We start from the raw sequence: 24750 nt of genomic DNA, 5'->3' as shown, positions 1-24750 counted from the left end.
GAGGCCTTTGCAGAGGCTAACATATTAAATGTGAAGCTTTCCAGACTAACCGACTTATTAGTGGGGGTGATTGAAGCAGACCACCTTGAATTCCTTGGGTACCACCGGAGGAATCTGCTCATCTGAGCTTCAGCGCTACAAATAACCGAATAGCTGCCTGCCCAGCAAACAGTCAATGCTTTCATTTCGGTCGCCGCAAACCCTATCCAGCAAAGCTTTGATGCTTATATGATAAATTTTTACACGTATCTCGGATCAATGCCCATTACTGGAAGCACTATTAAGCGATCGCCATACTGAGAGTAATAATCTTCCCATTTATTGTTAACCTTAAAAGCATCTTTTGTTGTGGTTGAATACGCTGTCCTGTAATGGCACATTGATCTTCTTGTTGAGAGACTGCCCTAAACGTCGCTCTAATATCCGACATAGATAACACAGGGGGATGAAAGGGCGATCGCCCATGTTTAACCACGCGAGATCGTTCCCCATCAGGCACTGGCTGCTGATCCACAAACTGCCAAAGGACTTCCCGAATCAGGGTTTGATACCCCTGTTCACCGGAAATCTCCCGCAATCGCTCTTTCAGTTCGGGTTCCAATCGGATACTCGTCACCTGCATTTCCGGGTAGTGCTCAGAATTGGTAATGATGATGTAATGAGATTCCTGATTTGCAAGGGCTACAGCAACGGATAGTATTACATCTTGAGCACTACCAAAACTTTAACTGACGCTTTGAGTGAGGTTCGGTGAGTTCCAAAGTATTCCTCGCTGGGTCACTGTGTTGTAAAGGGCTAAGGCGCGATCGCGTTGAGGGATGTCAGCGCTGGAAGCTCGTAGGGATGGTTGATAGCCGCTGTCCGATGACGGCATTCGCGTCAATGAGTTTTGCCAATAAAAGTAACCCGGCTTCAGGGCTCAGAAGATCCCTAGGGTAGTAGAGCTATCTCCTCGTGCCGATGGTCTGTTCAGACCACTGTTGAAGCGATCAATGCTGAGTGCGGTGACGACAGCCGTGGAACAGGAGACGCAGGCGATCAAAACCTTATAGCCAGCCACGTCAGTCTGCCAAAATCCACTGACCGACTGAAGAGATCATGTTCTTAGGGAGAAGCTTTATCGGGAACGGTGAGGTTGAGCAGCTATCACTGCATCAACAATTTGCTCGAAAATTACCTTAAGCTTGTGTTTCGCGCGATCGAACTCGGGTACCTGCCAATCCGGTACAGAAGAATGCCCCAGTTGATTTGTATCCAGGTAAACCGGATAGCGAACTTCAATCTGTAACGCCTCAACCTGCGGCATGTGACTGTAGTGTCGCGTGATGTACCCACCGCTAAACACTTTGTTCCGGACTACTTGATACCCTTGCGAGCAAAAGGCAGTCTCAACGATTGAGATGAAGGGTTCAGAACAGGTACTACTATTCCCATTGCCCAAGCAGATTTCATCCTCGATCAACCCTAAGAAACTGTGTAAATCCAGCAGATACACATTCCCAAATTGCTCAATCTGTTTGTTTAGCAAGCGTTGAAGCTGTTGGTGATAGGGCCGATAGTATTGCTCAACTCGCTGCTCAATCTCTTCTCGAGAGGGCAAGGTTTGATAGAGTGAAGCGTTAAATGCGGTCTTCTCGGCAGTGACCGATTGCCAGAAGTTACCGAAGAGCGGTTCTTGCAGCGATCGATTAAGGTCAACCACATAACGACTATAGAGGCTTTGCAGTACGGTAATACCCAGACTGGGCAGAAAATCATAGAGTTTGTCGAGATGCCAATCTTGATTGGGTAAATACTGCTGATAAGGAGTTTCTAGACTGTTAGCCATGTCCTTCGGTATCAGCAAGCCACTGTGAGGCAGACTGGCGATGACAGGAATAGCTTGAGTAGTTGGCAAATGAAGCAGAAAAGGAGTTGGCATTGCTGGCTCAGGAAGTGGACCCATCACTGGATCGTCCCACAGGAAACACTCAGGACCACCTGACTGCCAATGAAAGGCACAGTTGTTACGGTAGTCGTCACAAGCTCTTCCATTGAAGCTCTTGGCTTGGGCATCCAGAGCAGGACGAAAACCTATGAATACTCAAATTCGCACCACACCAGAGTCAGCAATTGTTTACGCGGTAGCGATCGCAGAGTTCACGCAAGCTGGATATGTAAGAGGCGTTTTCCTGAGAAAGACCCAGCATGGCGAGGATACGACATTAGCTATTCTTCGTGAAGCTAAGGGGCAAGAAGTGCCCTTGAAGTGAAGCCTTTACTTCAGAATCGCTCGCCTGCCTGCTCCAGAGGAAGCTTTCAGCTCAATCAATGAGATCTCTACGCTGAATCATCTTTCCAGCCACAGTGCTCACAATCCCAATGCACTCCTGGTTGTTCGCAAGCAATGCCAGCCTCACATTGGGGGCATCGGCCTGTGAACATGGGGTGTAAGTCAAGTATTGCCAACTTCTCCAAGCATGACCACCGTGGCTCTGGCGTCATGATCAACTCACCGTTGTAGTAGCTAGCCCTCTCTGGCTCCCACAGCTCCTCATATTCTGCCGTAGGGTCACACTGAAACTCTAAGCAAGCATCACCGCTCACACCCTCGGGATGATTCGTGCAGACGAGATGAGGATCATGTGCATAGAAAAGGCAGCGATCGCACTCTGGTAGCTGACGTCTAACGCTTGGCTCAGTCATTCCCACTCAATCCTCTTCCTTCACTTCTAGCTGATAGATCCGGTTGGAGGAGTGTTCTACCATTAAGCGCCAGTAATAGCCATTGGGTGGGGGTTGCACTCGTGATCCACATCGGTAAAGCAGGGTGGGTTCGTCTCTTTTGATGCCGTCCTTGACTGCCTTTTCTAGCTGCGGATCGGGGGTCGCATCGTTGTACCAAACGAGGGGAGCAGTGTCGTAGTAGCCAGCATTCAAAAGGCTTGCAAACAGCCACTCCATGATGGGTTGCATTGCTTCTATCGGAACGCCACCCTCACTCTGCCCATAGCTGCTAATGGTGGGAGTGAGGGGAGCACTGGTTGGTTGAGGCAGCAAGGGGGCCAGGAGTGAGCGAGCTAGGGTCAGAAGTCTGCTCATGATCAGAAATTGGGAGGGCTAGATTACAAGATTCCCGATGATTGGTGTTTGAGAACATGGGCCGTTGTGAGCAGCCAATGAGCTGTAGGCGATCGCCCTTCTAGCAATTGGTTTGGACAAGTCGGCTGGATGAAAGGAGAACCCCGCGCTGTATGCAAAGCATCAGCGTCGGAAAGATGTCAGAAATCCGAACCTGCTTTTTCAGTGCTCTCTTGCATACTTCTGGCTCAGCCGCTTTCTGAAATACAATACCGCTCGAACTTATAAAATACGATGTTTCAGCCAAAAAGATAACAATGGCATGGCGACTCGATAGCCTACTTTCGCTCCATAAATTAATCCTTTTTGTTCCAATCCTGTCAGCGCGCCCTGAAAACTCCCTCCTCTGGAAAACTGGTGTTTCTGAAGATAAAAACGTGAATGAGGACTATCGGTCGGGTCGATCGCTAAGCTCTCTAGTACCCGGGCCTGAATTGGAGGCAGGAGTAGGAGGAGAGATTCAAAAGTGATGGAAAGATCCTCGACCAATCTTAAGGTGCTGCAATGGACATGATGAAGTTGGATGAGCTTAAGGGGGGATGGCGCTGCAACCCCAATTTCTTCATCTCGGTAGAAGGCATGATGGTCGCTCCAAATTCGTCGCGCCAGGGCGATTGCATCCCCCACATGCCCTTGGGTGTAATCTAAAAATAATTCCAAGGCATCTCCTTCAAACTTTAGGCCAATTGCTGCCATTGCTTCAACCACCCACGTTTCCAGTTCCTGGCGTTGCAGAGGTAACAGAGAGACCAGTTGAATCTGGCTGTTTTCTACCCAATCTTCTGGGGTTGTGGCAAGAACCACGTAGCTGACGCGGTTTTGCTGTTGAATTTCCTGCTTTAAATGGGCTTCCCAGCGACCGGCTCGATCCCAGGAGCGAATATGGGGAAAATTCTGAAAGACAAACACGACTCGGCACCGGAGCTGTTCTGCCATCCTCTGGGGAAGCTTCAGCAAGGCTTGCAGGATGAGCCATTCATCGTTGAGGGAAGCCTGCCAAATAAAGCGGGTTTGATGTGCACTCAGCTGCTCTAAGTGCAAAGGATAGTGAGCCGCCCACTGTTCAATCAACCTTCGTTCTTCTGAAGTTGCAAAGATGTGGAGCATCCCCTCTGCTAGTAACGCTAAAAAGCGAGAAGAATGGGTGGCTCGCAGGCAGTCGATCTCCAAAACTCTGGCTCCACCTTGATGGGCGGCGTAACGGATGAGCGATCTCCGCCCGCTGCCGGTCACGCCTGTCAGCATCAAATCTTGGTCAGCCGCCAAAATTGCACAGATTTGCTCTAGCTCAGCCTGCCTGCCAATCAACCCCTGCGGCTTAAACGTATCGTTCATCATGATCAACCAATTGTCCTCACCCTTGAACCAGCCTTCCAAGAAACCATTTACTTTTTCCTTACCACCTCAAAAGAAATTTCGATGCACTGAGCCTTGCACTATTTTTTAGTGCAAGGCTAGATTTAAAGAACTATTTTATAGTGCAACCGAGTTGACCTATGCCTGCCACCTCCTCGCGCCCTAAAATTTTTCAATTCTCTACAAGCCAATCCTGGCATACAATCGAAGCGGAAAAAGCCCTTTGGCTGCTCAAGAGCGATCGCGCCCAGGGTTTAGCCCAGAACCAGGTTGACCAGAGTTTGCAGCAATACGGTTCCAACGAACTGATCGAGATGAAAGGGCGATCGCCCCTCGAAATTCTCTGGGATCAGTTTAAGAACATCATGTTGCTGATGCTGATCGCTGTTGCAATTATCTCGACGATTCTAGATGTGCGCGAATCCCTAGCAAGAGGACAGTTCATCTTTCCCAAAGACGCAGTCGCGATCTTTGCAGTGGTACTGCTGAATGGGCTACTGGGCTATCTTCAGGAGAGTGGAGCCGAAAAAGCCCTGGCAGCCCTGAAAAACATGGCATTCTCCAAAGTGCGGCTGATCCGGGGTGGAAAAGCGGTGGAGGTGGAATCTAAGGAACTGGTTCCGGGCGACATCATGCTGCTGGAGGCAGGGGTAAAGGTGGCAGCAGACGGGCGCATTTTGGAAGCAGCCAATTTGCAAGTGCGAGAAGCCGCCCTCACCGGAGAAGCTCACGCCGTTGAAAAGCAAGCCAATGCCCTGTTACCAGAGGACGCACCCTTAGGCGATCGCATCAATCTCGTCTTTTGTGGGACGGAGGTCGTGCAGGGTCGAGCCACCGTACTGGTCACGGGCACCGGAATGCAGACCGAATTGGGCAAGATCGCCACCGCACTGCAATCGGTTGAAACCGAGCCCACCCCTTTGCAAAAACGCATGACTCAACTGGGTAATACATTAGTCATGGGCTCGTTAATCTTAGTGGCGATCGTAATTGCTGGAGGTACGCTATTTAACCCCGCACTGTTTGAAGAGTTAGTCAAAGTCTCTCTCAGTATGGCGGTTGCAGTTGTCCCAGAGGGATTGCCCGCCGTGATCACCGTGACCTTGGCATTGGGCACGCAACGCATGGTGAAGCGTAACGCCCTGATCCGAAAATTGCCTGCGGTGGAGACACTCGGTTCTGTGACCACAATCTGCTCTGACAAGACCGGAACCTTGACCCAGAACAAGATGGTGGTGCAGGCAGTCCATACCCATCGCTACACTGCACAAATAACGGGTGAGGGATACAGCCCTGAAGGTCAGTTTTATCAGCAAACGAGTTCAGCATCGCCCCAAGCAATCTCAATCGAATTAGCGCCAGAATTGCGATCGCTCTTAATGGCCTGTGTGCTTTGCAATGATGCCGTCTTGCAGAAAGAGAATGGCAACTGGGCAATTTTGGGTGACCCGACCGAAGGAGCACTGCTGGCAGTCGCCGGAAAAGGGGGATTCCGCAAAGATCAGGAAGATCAGCAGTTACCTCGTGTTGCAGAGTTTCCGTTTTCCTCTGAACGCAAGCGAATGAGCGTGGTGGTGCAGGATGCGTCCGGCAAACTGGGAACCAGCCCCTTGCTCATGTTTACAAAAGGTTCACCCGAACTGGTGCTGGAACATTGCACCCACATTCAGCAGGACAATCAGATTCAACCGATCACAGCTCAGCAACGACAGCAGATTTTAGAGCAGAACAATCAGCTTGCCAGCCGGGGATTGCGTGTCTTAGGGTTTGCCAGCAAGAATCTGAGCGCGTTGTCATCGGAGTCAGACGATCAGGCTGAAACCGATTTGACCTGGTTGGGGTTGGTGGGTATGCTGGATGCCCCTCGTCCGGAAGTGCGTGATGCAGTGGCCAAATGTCGTGCTGCGGGGATTCGCCCGGTGATGATTACGGGGGATCACCAACTCACAGCCCAGGCGATCGCGCAAGACCTGGGCATTGCAACCGTGGGCGATCGCTGCCTAAGCGGACAGGAACTCCAGAAGCTGTCCCAGTCAGAACTGGAAGCTGAAGTTCATCACGTCAGCGTCTATGCCCGCGTTGCCCCTGAGCACAAGTTACGCATTGTCCAAGCACTCCAACAGCAGGGACAGATTGTGGCCATGACAGGGGATGGCGTCAATGATGCACCCGCTTTGAAACAAGCCGATATCGGAGTCGCGATGGGCATCACAGGCACCGATGTCAGCAAAGAAGCCAGCGATATGGTGCTGTTAGATGACAACTTTGCCACCATCGTCTCAGCGGTAGAAGAAGGTCGAGTGGTTTACATCAATATTCGCCGTTTCATTCGCTATATCCTCGGCAGCAATATTGGCGAGGTCTTGACGATCGCTGCCGCACCTCTATTGGGCTTGGGGGGTGTGCCACTCTCGCCGCTGCAAATTCTCTGGATGAACTTAGTCACCGATGGACTGCCAGCATTAGCTCTCGCCGTCGAACCCGGTCGAGCAGTCGTCATGCAACAACCCCCGAAAGACCCCAAGGAGAGCATTTTTGCCAGAGGCTTAGGCTCTTACATGATTCGGATTGGGATTATTCTCGCCGTGATCACGATTTTGATGATGGTCTGGGCATACGGTTATACCGAGCAGGTACAGAGTCAGTTGCTAGACCGCGATCGCTGGCAAACTATGGTGTTTACAACCCTCTGCCTGGCACAGATGGGACACGCGATCGCCATTCGCTCCAATACGCGATTAACGGTAGAAGTCCCTCCGCTCTCGAACCCCTATGTTCTCCTCTCGGTAGCCATCACGAGTATCTTGCAACTGTTGCTCGTTTATGTGGAGCCCCTTCGAAGCTTTTTCAACACTCATTATTTAAGTAGTTTGGAGTTGCTGATTTGTATTGGGTTTAGTTCTCTCGTCTTTGTTTGGATTGAAGCAGAGAAGCTATTGATTCGCTGGTATACCGCTCGTCACTAGCTCAAAACCTAACTTCTTAGTTCAGCTGAAATTAATTATGAACAGAGCCGCTTCATCTTTTGGCATTCGAACTTATTCTCAAGGAGAGCTCACGCTCGACTTAGAACCCGACATTTATCAGAAATTGCAGCAGCAATCCATCAAATTTTCTGACCTCCTACAACAGTTAACTGATTTTATAAGGACGCTAGAAAGCGACAAACAGAAGTACAACATTAATCCTTACAGTGAGAACTTTAATCGGGGCATTCACATCTTAGGTGGGGACAACTTTAAATTGGAGTTTTTTCCTCAAGCGAATTTGGCATTGAAATGTTCCGAAGGGCAATGGAATGCAGAAGACCCCAGAAAGCAGTTCCTTAGAAGTATAGAATTAGCCTGGGAGTTTAAAACCAAGTTAAACGAGCAAGAAAAATCACTGCTCCAAATCTGTCCTGTTTACTTGTATTTCCAAACCGATTTTAGGAGCGCCCTCTTGAAGCGAGTCCTCTTCATGCCACGAATTGAGGGGACTCCGTTAGGAAAAACAGAAACTGGATTTAGTCCTGAATTTTGTCAGACATTCAACATTCCTAGTTTGAAGGAAATTCTTTGCCAACCCCAGTTCGCCCTGCATCGTTCTCTCGATCCTGATCCGCAACGTCAATTGCTCAAAATTCAGTCTGGCTACTTATTTCAACGCCTATCTCAAAAAGGAATTAAAATTTTGAGCTTAAATCAGAAAAATATTCTAGCTGTATCTAATCCCCCTAGTCAGCAACAATATGTCATTATTGATCCGATCACAGATTATTGTTTACCCATTTCTCCTGCCTATAATCTCTTGACAGCTTCACTATGCAGATTTAGATAATCTTGGATTCCCTGGTTATGAGCAGTCCTGGGGCGAGGAGCAAAGGGCTGATGGCAAGAAGCGGATCTCCAAGCCGTCGAGCCGTAGATTGAGCCAGATCCTCGCACTAACAGCAGTCCCCAATTAGCCTAAAAGTTAGCTAGAGCGCGCTACCTCCAGCAGAGCCGCCCTATCTGTCCCCTCAGCACAGGACGCTGCAATACCACCTTTGCCACTAATGCATAGGTCGTCACTGCTCGCGCGTAGTCACCCGTCTCAAACCCCTCAACTTCAACCTCTCGGACATAAAAAGGCTGAACTATTTCCCATCGCCAGAACTCCCCCAACTCAACGGGAATTCGCATCACGGCATGGGCACTGGGATAAGCCCACACTTGTTCGGCGATCACTATGGGCTCAATCCATGTCTCGCTTTGCTCCTGAAGCGAGCGATCCCAAGGCGTATTGTGCTCATCCGTCCAAACTCGCAAAATTTGATTGGCTTGCTCAATCACCGAGAGTGAGGGTCCAACTCCACGCTGTCGCAACGCAAGCTGGATATCGAAATAGGGTAGAGGGATCAAGAAGTCGAGATCATCGCTCTGGCAAGCATAATTGCCTGAATATTTCTCCTCTACAGTCGCACCACAGAGTTTTGGTAGCTCTTGAAACCGTTGCAGCAAATCTAGCATCACTGGCCTTGAGGCGATCGCTGGCTCCTATTTTGTCGCTTCGCGTACCGTTCTTCAAGATCGGATTGCACAATCTCAATTCAATCGCCTGGTTCTAACTGCAATCGTGCTTGCCCAAATTGTCAAAGTCAGCAGGTCGTCAAAAATGGCAAGATGACACTACAAGGCAGTACCTCTGTGCAAAGCCTACTGTAAGCAATTTAACGATCGCAGCGCTACGAACTTGCGCCAGTCCCTTCTGGTCAAGCTGAATTCTTTCTAGACTACTCAATCTCAAAGCGCTCAAACAGTTGGCTAAAGTCGCTCGGTTGCGCCTCGTAGTTTAACATCTGTTCACTCAAAATGACCCACTTTTGCGAACTCTGAGTCCACAAGTTGCCAACGGGCTTGAGCCAACTTGTATCATCTAAGGTTCCAGCTTTTACATTGGTAATTTTGGCGTTTCGAGCCGGGTTATGGAACAGCCTGGTTCCGCATTCTCCACAAAACAAGCAACTCACTTCACGCCCACTATCCGAGACTCGCTGCCATTGTTTCGGTTGCCCTTGAAGAATGACAACTGCGGCACGAGGAACAGGCATTGACAGGCCAAAGGCACTGGAAGATTGCTTTTGGCATTCTTTGCAGTGACACGCATAAAGCGTCAGAGGTTCAGCCCGAATCTCGTATCGAATTTGCCCGCACTGACATCCCCCACTGTAAGGAGCCGTCATATTTTACTGCCCCCACCCAATTCGTCGTATTCATTATGCGCGATCGCCCTACGGATTAGCTTCAAAGTGTGAAGTCTTCGCTACAAACCATCCTTCACCTCAGAGGGCGATCGCTCACTCGAGCAAGACCAAGGATTGAACAATTTTTTCCACTTCGAGCGGCGTCAGGCTGGCATTTTGCTCGCAAGCGTAGGTCTCTTGATAGTAGGTATCATCACCCGCACTTACCCAATAGTAAGGTGAGCGAGAGGAACTCGGTGGCGACTGTAAGGCAGCTGGGAAGCTAGAGAGATTGGGTTGCACGACTCGCAATTGCTCGGCGGTGGGCTGTTGATTCTCTCCAGAAGACTCGCCAAACAAGATACTCACCTCTCCGAGTAAGGTGGTACGAGTCTGAAACTCAAACTCACCCGCTCCGCCCCCTACGCCACCTCCAACTGCCCTCACTAGAAAACAGGTCTTTTGAGCATTGCGGTAGACCAAAGTGTAATGGGGGCCTTCTCGACAAAGACTGCTTCGGGGAGATCCAGCTGTACAAGAGTTGGCGATCGCCTCAGCCAGTTGGAAGCCTTGTGGCACATAAGCTGGAATGAGCGCTGGAATACCTAACTCGCTTAAAGATGTTGTTTGCGTTTCACTCAGTCCCGCAGAAGCTAAAGCGCTCCCGGTAGCATCGAGACTAGAGGGACTAGAACTCACCTGTATCTCTTCGCGCAGCTGAGGTGCTCCAGAATTGCTTCCTGAATTACTGGGAGCAGGTTTCAGGGCGACAGCGTTCCAGGCACAACCGCTGAGGCTCAGCCAAACAGCAGTGGGGAGTGACCAACAAATGATCTGTTCCAGTAATTTCATCAAAGGTGGAGCTGAATGAGAGCAACTGATGTAGATCAACAAACCCAAGGCTCTGATTTCCTAAAAATTGCAGCAATCAATGATTTTGCTTAGGCTTAGAAAATGCCTGGTTATGAGCAGGCAGGCTCTTCAGACGTGTCGCTGGATGCTGTAGTGCTCTCCCAATGCGAACGGGAGGCGATCGCAGTTTATGGAGTGTCAACCTGCGTGACCAGAGGCGATCGCGCTGCAACTTCCCCTGGACACATTGGGAGGATTGCACTGGAGAGAGACAAAAGAGGATATCAATGCTGACTAGACAGAAGAACTGTCAGGGATAGGCACTCCTCGCATCAGCGCGGCCCAAAGTTGAAACGTCCGTTGTGGTGCTCTCGTCATCACGAGGGCTTGCTGAACCGATAGCGGTGCGTGGTCTAAGCACTCCTCTAGTTGGATCACAGCTGCAGGCGGCGTTTGTTGTCGAGTCACCCAATCCTCAAAGTCAATGGGCAACCGCCACTGTTTGAGCACTTCAAAATTCATCCCGGCTGAAGCGATCGCGGTATGCCATTGAGAGAGTTGCCACTCCCAGTAGTGGGAGGGATCGCGTAACTGTTCAATGCGGTTGATGAAGTGAGCCAAGTCATGATCTTCGGGCGAAATCACATCCACGGCTAAAAACTGCCCGTCGGGCTTCAGCACTCGGTGAATTTCTGCCAAGGCGGGTTCGATCGCCGGGAAGTGATGGGCGACAAAGCGGCAGGTGACTAAATCAAATTGCTGATCCGCAAACGGGAGGGCTGTAGCGATCGCGGGTTGAAACCAAACATTGCTCAGTCCGCGATCGCCCAAGTTGCGCTCTGCTTCTGCTAACATGCCAGCGCTGAGATCGATGCCTATTACTTGCTGCACGAACGGAGCCAAGGCAAAGGCAGTGTGACCCGCACCACAGCCCACATCCAGAATCTGCCAATCAGGACTTGGGTGAGCGGCTTCCACGAGCCACTGCAAGTCTTGGCCGCGCGTAAACAGCGGCGCTGTACTGTAGGCTGAGGCTGTCTGGTCAAACTGTTGACGGGTGACTTCTTCTTGGTTCATCGTGCAGAGAGGGCTGAGGAATGTATCAGCCATTTTGACATCCGACAGTACTCGTAACCAATGCCTCGATTTACCCCTGTGACGAGATAAGTGGCCATGTGAACTCCGATCGCTTCGAAAGAGTATAGTAGCCAGTGCAGCCTGTGACTAGGAGTGGTTCTGTGATGTCTGAGCGTCCTTATGATGTCATCCTCTATGGTGCCAGTGGTTTCGTGGGCAAACAGACCGTGCAATACTTTGCCAACCATGCCTCTGGGGGAGAAGTGCGGTGGGCAATCGCGGGCAGAAACCGCCAGAAGCTGGAAGCGATTCGCGATGAAGTCGGGGCTGCCGTCGATGTGCTCGTTGCCGACAGCCACGACGAAGCTGCGATCGCCGCTCTTGTCTCTCAGACCCGAGTCCTGCTGACTACGGCTGGTCCCTTTGCTCGCTATGGCAATGCCCTCGTGGATGCCTGCGTGCGCTTTAGAACTCACTACGTCGATATTACGGGAGAAATACCTTGGGTCAGAACCCTCATCGATCGCTACCAAGCTCAAGCGGCGGCTGATGGCACTCGAATCATTCCCTATTGTGGCTTTGATTCCGTGCCCTCGGACCTGGGCACCTACCTCGTGGTGCGGTACCTACAACGAGAACTAGGAGTTCCTTGCCAGCAGGTGCGGGCCTATTTTCAGGCGTATGGCGGGTTGAACGGAGGAACACTGGCCTCGGCTTTCCATCTCTATGATTCCACCGGGGCCGCTCAGATGAATGATCTCTTCCTGCTGAATCCCCCCAACACTTCCTCTCCCCCTTCCGCTCAGGCTGAACGCCATCGTGACCCCCAAACCCCCTCCTTTGCTGCCGACCTCAACACTTGGGTCGCTCCTTTCGTCATGGGACCTGTCAATACCCGCGTCGTTCGTCGCAGCGCGGCTCTCTACGAGGAATGGCAAGACCCTTATGGACCTGACTTCACCTATCAGGAGTATCTCAAGTTCGATGAACCGTTGTCCTGGCTGAAAGCAACGAGTGTTACCGCTGGTCTGGCCGTGTTTACAGGCGTTGTGCAACAACCCCAAGCGCGATCGTTCCTACAACCCCTCTTGCCGCAACCGGGAGATGGACCCTCTGAGCAAACGATGAATGAAGGGTGGTTCTCCTGTGAACTGGTGGGCACTGCAACAGATGGTCGCCAAGTGCGGGGACTGATCCGAGACCAAGGAGATCCTGGCAATCGAGCCACAGTCAAATTTGTCTGTGAATCGGCTCTGAGTCTAGCCTTGCAACCCGATGAACTACCAGGTAGCCAGACACGTGGCGGCATTTTGACGCCTGCAACTGGCTTAGGTGAGGTGCTGGCAGAGCGCTTACGTCAAGCTGGAATGACTGTAGACGTGACTCTATAATGCGGGGCTAAGCTGGGACGTAGAAGCTTGAGTTGAAGGATGGCTCAGCAAAAACATCCCTTGAAGAGCCCGAATTAAGGAAGTATGGCGGCGGATTCGAGTGGCCCGAAGTGATTGGGTCATCATGCTGCCTGCCGAGGAGCGCGCGATCGCCTCAGGGTATTGCTCTCCTAACTTCGGAGCGATGACAGGGCTAGGCTGGCCTGTAGAATGAAGCAGTCGGCAGCTTCATAAAGCGTTACTTCTATGACTCTTAATACCCAGATTGAACCAAAAATAGTGCAAACCAATGCAGAAGGCGAGAGTCATTCGGAGTCAAATGCTGAAAAGATCCTATGTCCTCATTGCCTAAGAACCGCAACCAATGGTATCAAGTGTCAGGGAATCTGTGTAGCGGATAGTGACTACTAGACCTCTTCAAAAATAAGACAAACGGGCAGGTCAAGCTGCTAAAGCCCTGATTTTAGACATATTACACCCGTAAACGGACTAAACCACAGACACACCCAATCGCAAGCTCATACATCCGTGAACGCATCCGAAACTCTTCCTTGGCAACCCGGAAAATTTGAATCACTCGAATCACAGGTTCCACAAACACTCGCTTTTGACTCAGGTAGCGATTAAACTCCTTTTGCCCCTGAGTTAATTCTCCCTTTGGTGGCTTCTTATGTGGAGTGCTGGTATTGCAGCGACCGACATAGACTCTGTCGCCGATGAACGAGAGGTGGTTCGGCAATTTTTCTCAGTCAATAGGGTCTACAGGTGAAAACTATATCGGCTCTAGAGAAAGCGAGCCTGGGCAAACGTGCCGAGAGGTTCTGATAAAACGCTTGAAGAAACCAGATGAGTCTCTCGGCTTCGAAGGAATGCCTCAGCTCCCTACTGCTGAAAGTGTTTCTTGAGAGAGGGGTGATACTGCCTTCGTAATAAACGTTTGGTCATAAGGATGCTTTTGAGCAAACGCTAGCATTTCATTCATTGACTCTGTGAAATCTGCAAACACTCGCTCTACCAACGTAAAAGCTTTTTCCCTCTGTGCCTCTGTCAGCTCTATGCTTTCAAGGAAGTGGTTCACGTCCTCTACCTCGGCTTGAATGTGACCCGTCTCCTTGGCGTAATGAGACTGACCGAAATAAGGATGATGCTGTTTGGTAATTTGCTGGAGTTCTTTTGCGACTTGTGCAATCTCAAATAAAGCTACATTTCCGGTTGCTTCGATCGATTCGATAATGGTCAATTTCATCAAGATATCATCTTCAAAAGCACACATGCCCAATAGGTTATAAGCCATAGAGCGTACTTTTTGTGTTTCTTTACCCCAAAGAAACTTCAATGTGTCCGTGAAGTTGATGGAGTAGTCGTATCCCATTAATTTCAAATCTTGCAAAAACCAAACCCAGTGATGTCCATCTTCGTAGGCGTGCTGGTTAATCATCTCTTGAAGTTTGCTGGTTGCAGGTTCTTTGTGAAGGACAAGGTGATTAAAGTCCTTAAAGCTCATTGCGAAAGGAGCAAAGCTTGGAGCCCAAGCTAGCCTTTGTCTTGGATCTATACTTTTGTCTTGCAAAAACGCCATGAAAGGGGTTTGAGCAAACTCTTCCTTCTTTTTTTCGATCAGGGCCAGAACTTCTTTCATCTTGGTACCTCGTACTCAAATTATTTAATGGTCAATAACTCTTCATCTCTCGGGATGCCGAATCGAGATCATCGCAATTTCTGAGAGTTTGAAGCAGATAGAAACAGGAGTTTGTCTTGATGTCATTTAGTTTGGCACTAGACACTTGACAATTTCTCCTAGTTCCATCGTGAGACTCCTGAGGTATTACCCTGCCAATGCTTGCATCAAGTTAATGACTGAGGCAGTGGGTTGCGGGATGCCTGGTAGCTTCACTTAAACTGCCCAAATTCTCCAGCGAATATCTATTAAAAGTTTTTAAATGGAGCGTATAAACTCCGAGAAAAAGCTCTAACGCTAGGACACGTCAAAAATTCCAAATCTTATCTAGAAGATGCGGCAACGGCTGCTTGTAGCAAAAGGGCAATGACTAACTCTGTCCCATGACAGAGCGTTGAGTTAGCTGCCCATGTTCCGGGGTGTTTCTCCCGTACGATGGGACCCGCGATCGCCGGCCTCAATCTTGAATACTACGTCCATGGTGAATGTGACTGAGGGGCTTGTTCGGGAGCGATCGTGCTTTGGTCTAGGTGGGGCGATTACTACTGGAAAAACCTCTGCAGCAACAAATGAAGTGTGTCTTCTATCGCCATTGCAAGAACGAGTCTCGCAGTTTTTCAAACGCATGTGATTTGATCAAGATCGTTAAACACGGCCTGCGTGGGCTGTAGCCAGGTGATCTGATTGAGGGCAGTCCAGTCATGAATTCAGTTGAGTGGTATGAGCAAAATGCGACAGCTGTTATTCCTGGGTATGAAAGCCTTCAAGCAGCAGAGGTTCATGGTTGGCTATTAGGCTTGCTCTCGGATCGTCCCAGCTTAGTGCTTGATATTGGGGCTGGCAGTGGTCGGGATGCTGCTTGGTTAGCAGCCCAGGGTCATGAAGTAGTTGCCGTTGAACCAGCTGCCTCCATGCGAGAAGCAGGACAGCGCCTCCATCCAGATTCTAAGATTCGCTGGATGGATGATCGCCTTCCAAGTTTGCAAAATCTGCACCACTTGGGTTTGACATTCGATTTCATTCTTTTAAGTGCCGTCTGGATGCATGTTCCGCCGACAGAGCGATCGCGGGCCTTCCGCAAAGTCATCACGCTACTAAAACCTGGTGGGCTATTGGCAATTACCCTACGGCATGGCCCAGCTGAAGCAGAGCGGCAAATTTATGAAGTCTCTTGGGAAGAGATTGAACGGTTGGCCCGCAATCACGGAGCGGCGATTGTCCGCAAAGTCGAAGGTCAGGATCAGCTACAGCGATCGCAAGTTTCCTGGACTCAAATTGCGCTCTCATTGCCCGATGATGGTACGGGTGCTTTGCCCTTGCTGCGGCACATCATCTTGAATGATTCTAAGTCGTCTACTTACAAATTGGCGCTACTGCGGGTTATTTGCCGCATTGCAGCCAGTACTGCCGGAGTCGCTCAACACTACGACGATGACTTTGTGAGTGTCCCGCTGGGTTTGGCTGCCCTCTATTGGATTCGCTTGTTGAAGCCATTAGTTGAGGCGGATTTACCTCAAACCCCGACAAATCGAGGGACGCAGGCGCTGGGATTTGTGGGCGAAGGCTTCCGTTCGCTCACGAATGTGTCTCACCTTGATTTGCGAGTGGGAGTGCGGTTTGTAGGAACCGTGGCTAAAGGTTTGCATCAGGCCTTGAAAGAAGCAGCGCAGACGATTACCAAAATGCCTGCCCATCACATGACCTATCCCAATGGAGGTCAAATCCTTCGAGTCATCCGCTCTTCTCGAGTGCTGACACCAAGTGAAATCTGGCTTGATTTGGCATACTTGACGAGCTTTGGGCAGATTCTCATCCCGAAACACCTCTGGATGGCGTTGTTGCGCTTTGATATTTGGATTGAGCCTGTGGTCATGGCGGAGTGGGTTCGGCTGATGAAAGGTTATGCCGCAGGTCAGGGACGTGGTCTTGAACCAGCCGAAATTGCTGTAGCCATGATTTGGTCAGATCCAAGCCGAGATGTGACAGCTGCTCGGCAGCGGGCTCTAGATCTCTTGTCCTCTAAGAATTTGTTCTGTGTATGGAGTGGTAAACAACTGAGCGAGCAATCCTTGAATATTGACCATTGCTTTCCCTGGTCTATCTGGCCCTGTGATGATTTGTGGAATTTGATGCCTGCTCATTGGCAGGTTAATCAACAGCAGAAGCGCGATCGCTTACCGAGTGCTGAGGTCTTTCAAGTCGCTCAAGCACGAGTGCAGGAGTGGTGGAGTGAAGCTTATCTTCAATCCCGCAACCCATTGATACCTCTACGCTTTACCCATGAAGCCCGTGCGAGCTTGCCGGGATTGTTGCATGTTGCTAATTCACTGACGTTGGATGACCTGTTTGCAGCCGCGATGATCCAGCGATTGCGGTTGAAGCATGATCAACAGGTGCCGGAGTGGATGCCGACTTCCAATGGGTAGGGATGAAATGCTTCGTTGACGCTGTATGTTGAAGCCTGGGACGAATCTTGATAGCCATTGCCTTGATAGCTTAGCTAAATGGGATCAGAACCGCTTTTCATAGACCCAAAATTCACCTCCTGCAACAGCGCCATAGCCTGCTTGCTCTAGCGCCGTGAGCAAGGGGTTGGTCTTAGGAAAGAAACCGCTGACTTTGGAGTATTGGAGGTGGTGTGCCAAATACCGCATCTGTCTCAACACAACAGGAATCTCATCAACGGTGCCTCCGATGAACCCGACCCATAAGGTTGAATCAGCACTCTCCAAGGGACTTTGAATTAGCAGACCCTGTAACTGCTGATTCTGCCAGTACCCCCAAACTTTCCCACTGCCTAATCGCTTGTGCAACTGCTCAAGCGTGAGCATTTGCCATTTGGCACCTCGACAGACAAAAAGCGGCGACGATTCATGACTCTGCTGGAGCCATTGCCAAACCGCTTCGAAATCACTTTCGTACAGTGGGCTGAGTTGCTCCATCGGTGCCGCGATCGCCGCTGCAGAATGCTTAAGATAGCAGGCAACAGGTTGATATCCCCGTCGCTGGACAGTGTCTGGCATAGCCTTGTTCCAGGTGGCAACACAGCAGCGAACAGTGGTAATGTCCCGAGTCTCGAAGTAGCGATCGATCTCAGGGTCCAAGAGACGAACCAGACCTCGCCCTCGATACTGTGGATCGACCCGTAAGGCCTCCCACCATCCTTCGTGTTTTGCCAGTTGCACCACTCGCGTCATGGCAACTGGCTGGCCTTTCAACGTGGCTACTAGGATCTGCCCAGAAGAATCTGTCATCCACTGATCCCACACAGCCGCGATATAGTCTTCTGTATCCAGCCAAGTGTGCTGGCAGAAGTTCAACACCGCAGTTTTATCGCTCCACTGAGCTGGACGGACAATCATGTTTTCGTGTTCCATATCAGCTGAACTCCTCAATGGATGACAAACCGACAATTGGCCCTTGATATTTTCTGGCTCCCCAATTCCATCAATCGTGATTTTCAAAATACACCTCAGTTACCGCTTTTTTCAGAAGTCGTCATTGGGGTGCTGTGCTTGATTAGCCGAGAGTATCAAGCGCAGCACCCCAATGCTTGGTTGATTGAAGTCGCTTCGCCCTGAAGACTTCTGAGCTGCATGATAATGAAGGAGTTGTGAAGGATTGAAACTGCCAGGACTTACGCAAGAGTCATTTGTACAGACGGGTGCTTGAGTTGCTCAATCAGGTAGTCCGAGAGCATCCCTTGCTTGACCTGATAAATCGTTCTGCCGCTTTGGTACGCGACCGATTTGAGCCGACTCCAGACCAGCAAGGCACAGGCGATGTGGTTGCGTTGAATGCGGGCTTTGCGACACTGGCAAGCCTCAACACCTGTTAACTGCTTCAATTCTCGGTGAAACTCCTCAATCTTCCAACGAATGCCACACACATCTTGCGTGGCATTCGTTGGAAGATTGAGCCAAGTCGTTGGTGGCGACAAACTCCGTCCTGTTGGTAGAAACAGTGACCCGGAATAGTTTCACTTTCTTGTCAGCGGGAAAGCCACGAACTTTGATCAACCTACCTTTTTGCAACTCCTCAACACTCCAGGACAGCTCGTCAATCCGTTGGTAGGGTTGAGTGCCGCCGCTGCCATCGATGCGTCGGTTCGTTTTGAGCGGGCAGTAATACAGCTTCTCGAACTGGTCAATCTGTGCCATCAACTTTTGGGTGGCATACCAACTGTCCATCAACACCGTTGCAAACGGTAACTGCTTGCTGTACACCACGCTATCGAGCATGGTTGCAACGTGATCGAGTTTGCTCTGCCCGTCGCCATCGGGGTCATAGAGTCGGTAGTCAATGACCCAAAACTGTCCAGTTTCACCGTTGACGTACACACAACTAATCAAGCCAATGCCCCAAATCACGCGATGCTCATTGCCGCTGTATTGTCGTCTGACCAGTTCAATGGATGCGGAATGCCGCTTATCTAGGACAGTATCGTCGAAGGCGTTGCTGAAATTGTAATGAACTAAGCGGGTAGAGGAACCGTTCGATACTTCAAGTAGTGCAGTAGTAAACGGAGCGAACACTTCAACATCTCAACTGACTTGGAGTAGCACAAGGTTTTACGGTGCAACCGCGCGAGGTAATGCCGCAGACGGGTGTTCTCTCCTTCTACTCGGGTCATGTAGGTCTTACTCACAATCTGGTCGCCGTCTTCAATGAACATTGAGTAAACCTTCCATCCATCGGTGACGTAGAAGAAACAGTGCCAGCACTTGACAATCACCCATAACCCCTTGAAGGTCTCGCTGCTGCGCTCACCGATGACCCAGGCCAAAATTCCTGCTCGCTTGTGGTTGACCGCCGTCCAAATCCAGAGTTTGTGGCGCTTATGGCCGACAAAGGTTTGCAGTTCATCCAAGTCGGTTATTTCTGGGATTTCTTCAGCTTCGGGAGCATCTCTAAGGGGATGTCCAGCTTCTCGAATCCAGTGCATGATCGTCGTGTGGTGGATCTCGGTGACTCGTTCGATGCCCCGCAGTCCCATGCCATTGAGATACATTTTGAGACACAGTTGCTTGATGTCATCGGAGTAAGCCCCAGGGCGGTAAGACTCGAGAAATTGGCGACCACACTGCTTGCACTTATAGCACTGTCTGCCTCGACGGTGCCCGTTTTTAGTCGTGTGAGTGGAGTGACATTGAGGACATTTCATCCCTCTATTATGCCAAAGCTAGCATTACTTTTTCAGCAACGCCTCGTCGAACAATAGATAAGCAGTTGAGGATGGTTGCAGCAGCGGTTTAACGTTGTCCCACAACAGGCGAGGGGTTAACTTCTCGCCGCGCAAATAGCGGTTGATGTGGTCATGGCTGATGCCCGCCAGGTGGTCGGCCAAGTTCGTCACCGTGTAGTTAACCGGGCTGCTGAGAAGGTATTGGCAGTATTCGAGTTTGCTAAAGCTCATCTCTTTAGTTTAGAGTTGCCCTGCGTAAGTCCTGACTGCATTAAGCGTACCGTTCTCGTGCTTGGCGTCAAGCGGCTCGGATGATTGTAGAGAGAATCCTGAGTTAGCAAAGTGAGCGGTCAACAGCACCTGGAGGGTCTGATGAGGAGCGTGGTGCTGGGGAAGACTGGTAAGACGAGTGGGGCGGGTTAAGCTGATCCCCTTTGAGAGACTGGTAAGACGAGTGACTCATGTCTCACGGGTAAGCCGCATGTAGTCAGCGTTGGAGTGAGCCATGGAATCAACCTTCTTGCTTCACAAGCCAGTTAGTTACGGCAGTGCCTTGACCAACGACCTCTTCTTGGGGCTACTTTATCCTCGCAAGCGCAATCGCCCCGATCTCGGCGATTGTAGCTTTCAGAGCCCGAAAGGGCAGCAAATTGCATGCACAGTCAGAACGCTGGTTTGCCGGGTCGATGCTCATCGTGACACTCACTGGTATCAGGCTCGACGTAGTTCCACTCTGCTTTTTCGTGCCAGAAAACCATACAAAATATGCAGGTTATACCAATTCTCTAAATCCCGGCTACAGATAGCGCTGGGAGGATCAAGTCTCGTCCTGTAATCGAGGCCACCACTTCTGGAGTGAGTCTTTCCAAGCGTTCCTTCAACTGCTGACGCGACTGGTCGAGGGTGGCAGGAAGCCTCCAACGCAATCGCCGCTTGAGATATTGCCACACTTGTTCAATGGGGTTGAGTTCTGGACAATGGGGTGGTTGAAAGAACAACACGATGTTGGCAGGAACCTTCAAGCGCTTGGCTTTGTGAAACGCTCCGTTATCTAACTGAACGATCAATATCTCATTCTTAAACTCCTCGGAGACCAAGTCGAGAAAGGCTTGAAAGCAGTCAGTATTGAGATGAGAAAACTCAAAGAAAAAAGATGCTCCCGTTTTCGGTTCCACAATGCCGTAGAGGTAGGTGGCCTCAAATTGCCACTGCACCTGTCCCACAGGCTTGATGCCTCTGGCCGTGATTTTTCGCCCTCCGAGGGTCTTGAGTCCTAGGCGAGTTTCATCCCCGCAGAAAAAGCGGATACTCCCACTCCACCCCAGAATCGTGAGAGCCACCCACCCTAGCATCGCTAGGTGCTCACTCAAGTTTTTTTTATATGCCTCTTTTTGCTCAGACGATTGCTCCACGCTGAGAGGACGAGGGACTTTCGGGGCCGCCTGCAAGCGCTCATGCACCAGTTTATGCACCGTCTTGTACTTCACCTCTAGGCCCAACTGAGTCTCTAGCCAATCACAAATGGCTTGGTAGCCATCAAACCCTTCAGGAGCTTCCAGACGTTTTTGTAGAGCCGCCTCAGCCCATGCTGGAATTGCACGAGGGCGACCCGACCGCGCTTGGGTCTGCAACATCCCCGCCAACCCACCCTCTCGGTAGCGTCGCAACCACTCTTGGGCCGTGACTCGATGGCGACCGAGCAATTCGGCTGCTGCCTGTACCGTTTCGGCTTGTTCACTCTTGAGCAAGTACAGCAATTGCACCCGTTCTTTAGCAGAGGCTGTTTTCTGCTGTCTCAGCAGTTGTTTAAGTTGTACTTCACTCTCGCTAATCTCTAGCTGGTATACCCCTGCCATATCGATTGCTTAAACTCCACACCAGCTTTATAGCATCTGTAGCTCTATTTTCAAGAATTGGTATTACACTATGCCCAGCACCTATCCAGCCCACCTAGGCTTCCTGTTCATGGGGCTGTGCATCCTCTACCTTTTACGAGAGGTTACCCCACCTGAGTGTTGCTTATCCAATCTTTAGATATAGATAAAAGCCAATCCTAATGGCAGAACATCCCAGCAGAGCCACTCGATAACATGAAATCGAAACAGCATCCTTGAGAACGATTCACCATGAAAACTTCAACCATCAATACGGCTCAAGTCCCTACCGTTGCCCCCGCTTACAACGGTGCCGATCGCAATGCTTGGATCTTTGGCTGGAACCCACAGCAGGAGTTATGGAATGGTCGTTTGGCCATGATCGGTTTTGTGGCATATCTGCTTTGGGATTTAGGTGGTTACAGCGTTCTGCGAGATGTCCTCCACCTGATTCGATAGGAACTCCAGTGATGAGGGATCGGCTGTCTGGGTTTCCTTAAGACCCGTCAAAACCTTTATTTAGTCCGTACCAAGAATCTTTAAGAACCAAAATACTGCCATGCAAACATCAACTTCTTCAGCTTCAGCAATTCGTTATACAGCTCTGAGCCTGGGTCTGCTTTTCTTGTTACTGGGCCTGGCTGGATTTTTGCCTGCTTTTGTCACTCCTTCTGCAAACTTCACCTCTGAACCAGGCTTCGGCTACATCTTCGGCGTCTTTCCTACCAACTACTTTCATAATGCCATCGGCATTTTAGTGGGTGTTTGGGGAATTGCGGCATCTACGAGCTTAAGTGGAGCGATTGTGTTTAGTCGCATCTTTGCTCTTCTCTATGCAGCAGGCTTTATTCTTGGGCTGTTTCCTTTGACCAGTACCCTATTCGGTCTAACCCCACTTTTTGGCAATAATGTTTGGCTCAATGCCATTACAGCTGCGACCGCTTTCTACTTCGGCTTTGTGAAGTCAGCAGAAGTCGAGGGGCCGAGTGTCTCTGGAACTCAGCCTAGCGTGTAAGAAGCCTATCTTTTCCCAGTAGACAAAGGGGACGTTGCTGATTTGGTCGTGGTATCGCTTTCTCAAAAGCAGATTCCTTCGTAGAAAAACCATCCCTTTCCAGCTACGCCACCAAGGGTTCTACCGCAGTCCATCAAAACCTCAATCGAATAATACTCAAGTAGTCCTGCCAGGAGGACTACTTTTTTTGTGGTTATTTGCTGAGAATTGACAGTCAGAACTCCTAGAGCGATCGCCTGAGAACCCAGTTGCCCCCGGATTGCCAGTTACCATGAAGTAGCACCTTTGAACTGCGGCTCAGTCTGACCCTCCCACTTCCATCATGGCTGACACCTCCCCTCAACTCCTGAATGGCCCCCCTAACACTCCTTCTTGGCAGCGTCGCCTCTGGGGTCTGCGCTTTCTGTTTCGTCCCCTAGAAACGTTAGAAGCTCGCACTCAAGCGTATGGCGATGACTATCGCGTCTCTCCCCCAGGCATCCAACCTGCCTTGGTCTATTTCAGCAGCCCCGAAGCGCTAGAAGCTATTTTTACGGCTAAACCAGAGCAATTGAGTGCTGGGGGAGGCAATCAGATTCTCAGAGTCCTCCTCGGTGAGCATGGCATTGTCTTGCTCGAAGGCCAGGCTCATCAACGCCAGCGCCAGCTCTTGATGCCTCCCTTTCATGGCGACCGCATGCGCTCCTATGCGCAAGTGATTCAAGACACGACGGCCCAAGTAAGGAGTCAGTGGAAAGTGGGCACCACATTTGCCGTGCGACCCGTGATGCAGTCAATTTCCTTGCAGGTGATTCTTAAAGCTGTATTTGGTCTCGACGGTGGGCCACGCTATGAGCCATTGCGGCAGGCGCTGACTCAAATGCTCGATGGGTTCAGCTCTCCCTTCGGGGCCATGTTCCTGTTCTATCCCTTCTTGCAGCAGGACTGGGGCGCTTGGAGTCCTTGGGGGCGCTTCTTGCGGGTCCGCCAGCAAGTGGATGCTCTGCTTTATGCTGAGATTGCCGAGCGCCGCAGTCAACCAGAGGTGGACCGAACGGATATCTTGGCCCTGCTCATGGCAGCCCGTGACTCGGAAGGGCAAGCATTGAGTGAGGTCGAACTGCGAGATGAACTCATGACGCTCTTGTTTGCGGGGCACGAAACGACAGCCTCGGCTTTGGCTTGGGCTTTGTACTGGATCGCCTTCCTCCCAGAAGTGCGTAGCCAGCTGCTCGCAGAAATAGAAGGAATGCAGGGTCCGCCCGACCCAATGGCGATCGCGCGGTTACCGTATCTCAGCGCGGTGTGTCAAGAAACCCTGCGGCTCTACCCGATCGCCTTCAGTGCGTTTCCTCGTGTGGTGAAGCAGCCCCTAGAGATTGCGGGCTACGCGCTTGAACCCGGAACGCTAATCATGCCCTCGATTTATCTGGCCCATCACCGAGCGGCGGTCTATCCAGAGCCGAAGCAATTTAGACCAGAGCGATTTTTAGAACGACAGTTTTCCCCTTACGAGTACTTTCCCTTTGGGGGAGGCGATCGCCGCTGTATTGGAGCCGCCTTTGCCTTGTTTGAGATGAAGTTGGTACTGTTTGAGCTGGTGTCGCATCTAGAGATGGAGATTGTCAATGCTAAGCCCATTCGACCTATACGACGAGGGCTAACTGTTGCCCCCTCTGACCGCTTTCGCCTCCAGGTGACAGCCGCTCATCAACGAGCGGCTGTTTCCGGGTAATGCTCGCGATCGCCTGCTCCCTAGATTGATCCATACTATTGTTTGGCAACAAGAACTCAGCTCAACACTAGTTGGAGTTCATTTCTCAAGCCGTTGAGCAGCATTTACTACAATTCATCTGCCTACCCTGGCATGAATTTTCGATCTACTGAAACATAAAACTAGTAGTTCACCAATGTGGTTTTGACAGGTAAAGCAGACCCAGGGATACTGGTAAAAAACCAGAACCTCTCATGCCAGAAAAGTACATCGTTGACCTCACATCTGAAGAGCGTCAGTCTCTGC

At 50.6% G+C, this 24750-nt stretch carries 28 protein-coding genes; 10 read left to right on the top strand and 18 right to left on the bottom strand.

All coding sequences use genetic code 11. The features are described from left to right. Positions 1 to 280: 280 nt before the first annotated feature. From KME12_17005 to KME12_16995, 3 genes are all read right to left on the bottom strand, one after another. Positions 281 to 622 carry a hypothetical protein gene (locus KME12_17005; protein MBW4489487.1) on the bottom strand — a complete coding sequence of 114 codons (342 nt, stop codon included), beginning with the start codon at positions 620 to 622 and terminating at the stop codon, positions 281 to 283. 102 nt (positions 623 to 724) lie between these two features. Then, positions 725 to 874, bottom strand: coding sequence for a hypothetical protein (locus KME12_17000; protein ID MBW4489486.1), 150 nt, complete (start codon positions 872 to 874; stop codon positions 725 to 727). A 243-nt stretch (positions 875 to 1117) separates the two neighbouring features. Next, positions 1118 to 1921 carry an N-formylglutamate amidohydrolase gene (locus tag KME12_16995; GenBank protein MBW4489485.1) on the bottom strand — a complete coding sequence of 268 codons (804 nt, stop codon included), beginning with the start codon at positions 1919 to 1921 and terminating at the stop codon, positions 1118 to 1120. A gap of 154 nt (positions 1922 to 2075) precedes the next feature. Here KME12_16995 and KME12_16990 point away from each other — a divergent pair, with 154 nt between their 5' ends. Continuing rightward, complete coding sequence (locus KME12_16990) at positions 2076 to 2252, top strand: hypothetical protein (GenBank protein MBW4489484.1); 177 nt, start codon at positions 2076 to 2078, stop codon at positions 2250 to 2252. A 67-nt stretch (positions 2253 to 2319) separates the two neighbouring features. Here KME12_16990 and KME12_16985 read toward each other — a convergent pair whose 3' ends face one another. The 3 genes from KME12_16985 to KME12_16975 all read right to left on the bottom strand — a co-directional run bounded on the left by KME12_16985 (position 2320) and on the right by KME12_16975 (position 4458). Next, a complete protein-coding gene (locus tag KME12_16985) occupies positions 2320 to 2685 on the bottom strand; it encodes a hypothetical protein (protein ID MBW4489483.1) in 366 nt (121 codons plus the stop codon). A 6-nt stretch (positions 2686 to 2691) separates the two neighbouring features. Further along, positions 2692 to 3081: a hypothetical protein gene (locus tag KME12_16980; GenBank protein MBW4489482.1), complete on the bottom strand. Its 390-nt coding sequence runs from the start codon at positions 3079 to 3081 to the stop codon at positions 2692 to 2694. Between the two features lie 261 nt (positions 3082 to 3342). Further along, positions 3343 to 4458: an ATP-binding protein gene (locus KME12_16975; protein ID MBW4489481.1), complete on the bottom strand. Its 1116-nt coding sequence runs from the start codon at positions 4456 to 4458 to the stop codon at positions 3343 to 3345. A 158-nt stretch (positions 4459 to 4616) separates the two neighbouring features. On the opposite strand from KME12_16975, the gene KME12_16970 reads away from it, so the two are divergent. Both KME12_16970 and KME12_16965 read left to right on the top strand, forming a co-directional pair. Further along, a complete protein-coding gene (locus tag KME12_16970; protein MBW4489480.1) occupies positions 4617 to 7442 on the top strand; it encodes a cation-translocating P-type ATPase in 2826 nt (941 codons plus the stop codon). Between the two features lie 37 nt (positions 7443 to 7479). Then, a complete protein-coding gene (locus KME12_16965) occupies positions 7480 to 8295 on the top strand; it encodes a hypothetical protein (protein MBW4489479.1) in 816 nt (271 codons plus the stop codon). A 149-nt stretch (positions 8296 to 8444) separates the two neighbouring features. On the opposite strand, the gene KME12_16960 is transcribed toward KME12_16965, so the two are convergent. The 3 genes from KME12_16960 to KME12_16950 form a co-directional block, all read right to left on the bottom strand. Beyond that, a complete protein-coding gene (locus tag KME12_16960) occupies positions 8445 to 8966 on the bottom strand; it encodes a hypothetical protein (GenBank protein ID MBW4489478.1) in 522 nt (173 codons plus the stop codon). 263 nt (positions 8967 to 9229) lie between these two features. Next, on the bottom strand, positions 9230 to 9679 hold the full coding sequence (locus KME12_16955) for a GFA family protein (protein ID MBW4489477.1): 450 nt from the start codon (positions 9677 to 9679) through the stop codon (positions 9230 to 9232). A gap of 114 nt (positions 9680 to 9793) precedes the next feature. Continuing rightward, the gene (locus KME12_16950; protein MBW4489476.1) at positions 9794 to 10531 is read right to left on the bottom strand and encodes a hypothetical protein; all 738 of its coding nucleotides are present in this window, start codon (positions 10529 to 10531) and stop codon (positions 9794 to 9796) included. A 102-nt stretch (positions 10532 to 10633) separates the two neighbouring features. Here KME12_16950 and KME12_16945 point away from each other — a divergent pair, with 102 nt between their 5' ends. After that, a complete protein-coding gene (locus KME12_16945) occupies positions 10634 to 10825 on the top strand; it encodes a hypothetical protein (protein MBW4489475.1) in 192 nt (63 codons plus the stop codon). On the opposite strand, the gene KME12_16940 is transcribed toward KME12_16945, so the two are convergent. Further along, positions 10826 to 11641 (bottom strand): methyltransferase domain-containing protein, encoded by an 816-nt coding sequence (locus tag KME12_16940; protein ID MBW4489474.1) that lies wholly within the window; start codon positions 11639 to 11641, stop codon positions 10826 to 10828. A gap of 131 nt (positions 11642 to 11772) precedes the next feature. On the opposite strand from KME12_16940, the gene KME12_16935 reads away from it, so the two are divergent. Further along, positions 11773 to 12999 (top strand): saccharopine dehydrogenase NADP-binding domain-containing protein, encoded by a 1227-nt coding sequence (locus KME12_16935; GenBank protein ID MBW4489473.1) that lies wholly within the window; start codon positions 11773 to 11775, stop codon positions 12997 to 12999. Positions 13000 to 13471: 472 nt separating this feature from the next. Here KME12_16935 and KME12_16930 read toward each other — a convergent pair whose 3' ends face one another. Next, positions 13472 to 13738 carry a transposase family protein gene (locus tag KME12_16930; GenBank protein MBW4489472.1) on the bottom strand — a complete coding sequence of 89 codons (267 nt, stop codon included), beginning with the start codon at positions 13736 to 13738 and terminating at the stop codon, positions 13472 to 13474. A 135-nt stretch (positions 13739 to 13873) separates the two neighbouring features. Continuing rightward, positions 13874 to 14638 (bottom strand): hypothetical protein, encoded by a 765-nt coding sequence (locus tag KME12_16925; GenBank protein ID MBW4489471.1) that lies wholly within the window; start codon positions 14636 to 14638, stop codon positions 13874 to 13876. A gap of 740 nt (positions 14639 to 15378) precedes the next feature. Between KME12_16925 and KME12_16920 the strand changes: the two genes are divergently transcribed. Beyond that, a complete protein-coding gene (locus KME12_16920; GenBank protein MBW4489470.1) occupies positions 15379 to 17103 on the top strand; it encodes a methyltransferase domain-containing protein in 1725 nt (574 codons plus the stop codon). Between the two features lie 84 nt (positions 17104 to 17187). Here the strand turns inward: KME12_16920 and KME12_16915 are convergent, their stop codons facing one another. Continuing rightward, positions 17188 to 18054 carry a GNAT family N-acetyltransferase gene (locus tag KME12_16915; GenBank protein ID MBW4489469.1) on the bottom strand — a complete coding sequence of 289 codons (867 nt, stop codon included), beginning with the start codon at positions 18052 to 18054 and terminating at the stop codon, positions 17188 to 17190. A gap of 21 nt (positions 18055 to 18075) precedes the next feature. Between KME12_16915 and KME12_16910 the strand changes: the two genes are divergently transcribed. Next, complete coding sequence (locus KME12_16910; GenBank protein ID MBW4489468.1) at positions 18076 to 18258, top strand: hypothetical protein; 183 nt, start codon at positions 18076 to 18078, stop codon at positions 18256 to 18258. Positions 18259 to 18314: 56 nt separating this feature from the next. On the opposite strand, the gene KME12_16905 is transcribed toward KME12_16910, so the two are convergent. From KME12_16905 to KME12_16885, 5 genes are all read right to left on the bottom strand, one after another. Further along, complete coding sequence (locus KME12_16905) at positions 18315 to 18524, bottom strand: hypothetical protein (GenBank protein MBW4489467.1); 210 nt, start codon at positions 18522 to 18524, stop codon at positions 18315 to 18317. A 16-nt stretch (positions 18525 to 18540) separates the two neighbouring features. Next, entirely contained in the window at positions 18541 to 19212 is a 672-nt protein-coding gene (locus KME12_16900; protein MBW4489466.1) for a transposase, read from the bottom strand. Then, a complete protein-coding gene (locus tag KME12_16895) occupies positions 19152 to 19841 on the bottom strand; it encodes an IS1 family transposase (GenBank protein ID MBW4489465.1) in 690 nt (229 codons plus the stop codon). The genes KME12_16900 and KME12_16895 overlap by 61 nt, the downstream gene beginning before the upstream one ends. 24 nt (positions 19842 to 19865) lie before the next feature. Continuing rightward, positions 19866 to 20093: a hypothetical protein gene (locus KME12_16890; protein MBW4489464.1), complete on the bottom strand. Its 228-nt coding sequence runs from the start codon at positions 20091 to 20093 to the stop codon at positions 19866 to 19868. Between the two features lie 554 nt (positions 20094 to 20647). After that, positions 20648 to 21718, bottom strand: a complete 1071-nt coding sequence (locus KME12_16885; GenBank protein ID MBW4489463.1) for an IS630 family transposase — start codon at positions 21716 to 21718, stop codon at positions 20648 to 20650. A 270-nt stretch (positions 21719 to 21988) separates the two neighbouring features. On the opposite strand from KME12_16885, the gene KME12_16880 reads away from it, so the two are divergent. From KME12_16880 to KME12_16870, 3 genes are all read left to right on the top strand, one after another. After that, positions 21989 to 22195: a high light inducible protein gene (locus tag KME12_16880; GenBank protein MBW4489462.1), complete on the top strand. Its 207-nt coding sequence runs from the start codon at positions 21989 to 21991 to the stop codon at positions 22193 to 22195. A 100-nt stretch (positions 22196 to 22295) separates the two neighbouring features. Then, the gene (locus tag KME12_16875) at positions 22296 to 22751 is read left to right on the top strand and encodes a DUF4383 domain-containing protein (protein MBW4489461.1); all 456 of its coding nucleotides are present in this window, start codon (positions 22296 to 22298) and stop codon (positions 22749 to 22751) included. 322 nt (positions 22752 to 23073) lie between these two features. Further along, positions 23074 to 24465 (top strand): cytochrome P450, encoded by a 1392-nt coding sequence (locus KME12_16870; protein ID MBW4489460.1) that lies wholly within the window; start codon positions 23074 to 23076, stop codon positions 24463 to 24465. Positions 24466 to 24750 lie beyond the last annotated feature (285 nt).

The organism is Trichocoleus desertorum ATA4-8-CV12 (assembly GCA_019358975.1).
GTDB lineage: Bacteria > Cyanobacteriota > Cyanobacteriia > FACHB-46 > FACHB-46 > Trichocoleus > Trichocoleus desertorum_A.
Note: the sequence above shows the minus strand (reverse complement) of the source record. Positions and strands in the feature narration are given on the sequence as shown.

What these genes read in the sequence shown, in the direction of transcription:
- KME12_16950 (MBW4489476.1), bottom strand. Translation starts at nt 10,531, where the DNA reads ATGAAATTACTGGAACAGATCATTTGTTGGTCACTCCCCACTGCTGTT.
- KME12_16955 (MBW4489477.1), bottom strand. Translation starts at nt 9,679, where the DNA reads ATGACGGCTCCTTACAGTGGGGGATGTCAGTGCGGGCAAATTCGATAC.
- KME12_16995 (MBW4489485.1), bottom strand. Translation starts at nt 1,921, where the DNA reads ATGCCAACTCCTTTTCTGCTTCATTTGCCAACTACTCAAGCTATTCCT.
- KME12_16870 (MBW4489460.1), top strand. Translation starts at nt 23,074, where the DNA reads ATGGCTGACACCTCCCCTCAACTCCTGAATGGCCCCCCTAACACTCCT.
- KME12_17005 (MBW4489487.1), bottom strand. Translation starts at nt 622, where the DNA reads ATGCAGGTGACGAGTATCCGATTGGAACCCGAACTGAAAGAGCGATTG.
- KME12_17000 (MBW4489486.1), bottom strand. Translation starts at nt 874, where the DNA reads ATGCCGTCATCGGACAGCGGCTATCAACCATCCCTACGAGCTTCCAGC.
- KME12_16880 (MBW4489462.1), top strand. Translation starts at nt 21,989, where the DNA reads ATGAAAACTTCAACCATCAATACGGCTCAAGTCCCTACCGTTGCCCCC.
- KME12_16940 (MBW4489474.1), bottom strand. Translation starts at nt 11,641, where the DNA reads ATGGCTGATACATTCCTCAGCCCTCTCTGCACGATGAACCAAGAAGAA.
- KME12_16925 (MBW4489471.1), bottom strand. Translation starts at nt 14,638, where the DNA reads ATGAAAGAAGTTCTGGCCCTGATCGAAAAAAAGAAGGAAGAGTTTGCT.
- KME12_16970 (MBW4489480.1), top strand. Translation starts at nt 4,617, where the DNA reads ATGCCTGCCACCTCCTCGCGCCCTAAAATTTTTCAATTCTCTACAAGC.
- KME12_16960 (MBW4489478.1), bottom strand. Translation starts at nt 8,966, where the DNA reads ATGCTAGATTTGCTGCAACGGTTTCAAGAGCTACCAAAACTCTGTGGT.
- KME12_16895 (MBW4489465.1), bottom strand. Translation starts at nt 19,841, where the DNA reads ATGAAATGTCCTCAATGTCACTCCACTCACACGACTAAAAACGGGCAC.
- KME12_16885 (MBW4489463.1), bottom strand. Translation starts at nt 21,718, where the DNA reads ATGGCAGGGGTATACCAGCTAGAGATTAGCGAGAGTGAAGTACAACTT.
- KME12_16965 (MBW4489479.1), top strand. Translation starts at nt 7,480, where the DNA reads ATGAACAGAGCCGCTTCATCTTTTGGCATTCGAACTTATTCTCAAGGA.
- KME12_16915 (MBW4489469.1), bottom strand. Translation starts at nt 18,054, where the DNA reads ATGGAACACGAAAACATGATTGTCCGTCCAGCTCAGTGGAGCGATAAA.
- KME12_16890 (MBW4489464.1), bottom strand. Translation starts at nt 20,093, where the DNA reads ATGAGCTTTAGCAAACTCGAATACTGCCAATACCTTCTCAGCAGCCCG.
- KME12_16935 (MBW4489473.1), top strand. Translation starts at nt 11,773, where the DNA reads ATGTCTGAGCGTCCTTATGATGTCATCCTCTATGGTGCCAGTGGTTTC.
- KME12_16980 (MBW4489482.1), bottom strand. Translation starts at nt 3,081, where the DNA reads ATGAGCAGACTTCTGACCCTAGCTCGCTCACTCCTGGCCCCCTTGCTG.
- KME12_16910 (MBW4489468.1), top strand. Translation starts at nt 18,076, where the DNA reads ATGACAAACCGACAATTGGCCCTTGATATTTTCTGGCTCCCCAATTCC.
- KME12_16975 (MBW4489481.1), bottom strand. Translation starts at nt 4,458, where the DNA reads ATGATGAACGATACGTTTAAGCCGCAGGGGTTGATTGGCAGGCAGGCT.
- KME12_16920 (MBW4489470.1), top strand. Translation starts at nt 15,379, where the DNA reads ATGAATTCAGTTGAGTGGTATGAGCAAAATGCGACAGCTGTTATTCCT.
- KME12_16990 (MBW4489484.1), top strand. Translation starts at nt 2,076, where the DNA reads ATGAATACTCAAATTCGCACCACACCAGAGTCAGCAATTGTTTACGCG.
- KME12_16875 (MBW4489461.1), top strand. Translation starts at nt 22,296, where the DNA reads ATGCAAACATCAACTTCTTCAGCTTCAGCAATTCGTTATACAGCTCTG.
- KME12_16985 (MBW4489483.1), bottom strand. Translation starts at nt 2,685, where the DNA reads ATGACTGAGCCAAGCGTTAGACGTCAGCTACCAGAGTGCGATCGCTGC.
- KME12_16945 (MBW4489475.1), top strand. Translation starts at nt 10,634, where the DNA reads ATGCCTGGTTATGAGCAGGCAGGCTCTTCAGACGTGTCGCTGGATGCT.